The following is a 1808-nucleotide window of genomic DNA, read 5'->3' as shown; positions in this document are numbered from 1 at the left end:
ACCAGCTACACCTATGTAGGAGCTGGTAATCTCATCGACAGCATCACCCAGACAGACGGCAGCTACCAGAAATTTACCTACGTTACCGTTGATGGCGAAGCCCGCGTCGCCAGCATCACCGATGCCTACAACAACGTCACCAGATTCGACTACGACACAGTGAATCGTCAAACCAAAGTCACCGACACCTTTGGCAACGTCACCGTCTACACCCTCACCGTCGACAAACGCTTCGACAGCATCACCGCGCCTGCCGCCAACGGCCAGACACAAACCCTGCGCTACAGCTACGATAGCTACGGCAATATCGCCAGCCTCACCGATGCCCAAGGAAGCGTCACCAGCTACACCTACGACACAGCCGGTCACTTGCTCAGCAAAACCGATGCCACTGGCAACCGTACAGACAACACCTACGACGTCAATGGCGACCTTGTCCTCAGCACCCTGACCCCGGCAGCAAGCGCCAACCAGTCCACAGGCCCACAAAGCACCCGCTTCGTCTATGGCCTGCCTGGTCAGCTACGCTTCCAGATCAGCGCTACCGGCATCGTTATCGAACAACGCTATGACACAGTAGGCCAAAAAACAGCCGAGATCCACTACACCAACGCCAGCTACTCCGTAGCCGGACTAGGAACGAGTGGCACACTCACACTGGGCCAACTGCAAAGCTGGAGCACCTCCCAGGTCCAAAGCAACACCACCCGTAGCGACTACAGCTACAACACCCGTGGCCAGCTCAGCACTACCACTACCTATGCCAAAGTCAATGCAGACGGCACAGGCCTGGCAGATGGAAGCCAAAGCATCACCCGCTACACCTATGACGTCACAGGCAATCTCCTGATGACAGTCGATGCACTCAATAACCAAACCAGCTACACCTACGACGGCCTGGGCCGCCTCACTGGCACCACAGACGCCTTACAAAAGACCAGCTACACCGAATACGACGACGCCAACCACAAAATCGTCCAGCACAATGCCAGTGGTCGCATTGATACCCAGGTCTACGACAACCAGGGCCATCTCCTCAGCAGCACCCTCGGTGGAGAACTCACCACCAGCTACGGTTACGACGCACTGGGCAGACTCGTCTATGTCAAAGACCCAAGTGGTGTAGAACAACTGCACATCTACGATGCTGCAGGCAACCTCCAGGCCGATGTCAATGGCAAAGGCGAAGTCACTCAATACATCTACAACGTAGCAGGTCAGCGTGTACAAACTATCGCACGTGCCAATGCGCTGACAGATGCCCAGTTCCAGCAACTCAAAGGCCAGGTTGTCCAGACAGGCAATGCATCAGCACCAGCCAACGTCAGCGTTATCCCTGTTACCGCCAGTGCCAGCGACATGATCGTGCGCACTCTGTACGACAAACTGGGAAGAGTAGCCAAGACCATCAGCCCGCTGGGCGAAGTCACTGAGCTGCAATACAACGCTGCAGGCAAGCTGGTTGCCACGATACAGCGCGCCAACACCCTCAATCCGTCCAGTGTCGGTATTAATGCCACGGCAGAAGAGATACAAGTTACAGCAGACCCAATCAAAGACCGCAGCAGTTATCGCTACTATGACCAGGATCAGAAGTTGATTGGTACGGTTGATGCAGAAGGTGGGATAGTTGAATACCGCTATGACAGCGCTGGACGTCAAACCACAACCATCGCATATGCGACGCAGAACAAGAGTGCGCAGGTCAATAGCCAGTTGAGCGGACTCATCACCCAAAATCCGGCAGCGGATGCGGTCAGCTACAACTTCTACAATGCTGAGAACCAATTAATTGGAAGCGTTAATGC

At 54.9% G+C, this 1808-nt stretch carries 1 protein-coding gene; it reads left to right on the top strand.

Features of this window, described 5'->3' with window-relative positions; all coding sequences use genetic code 11:
- Positions 1–1808: hypothetical protein (locus ACO0LD_RS31670; RefSeq protein ID WP_423013508.1), on the top strand; the 1808-nt coding region annotated here is incomplete at both ends.

Source organism: Undibacterium sp. Ji83W, assembly GCF_049340385.1.
GTDB lineage: Bacteria > Pseudomonadota > Gammaproteobacteria > Burkholderiales > Burkholderiaceae_D > Undibacterium.
This window is presented reverse-complemented; position numbering and strand designations above follow the sequence as displayed.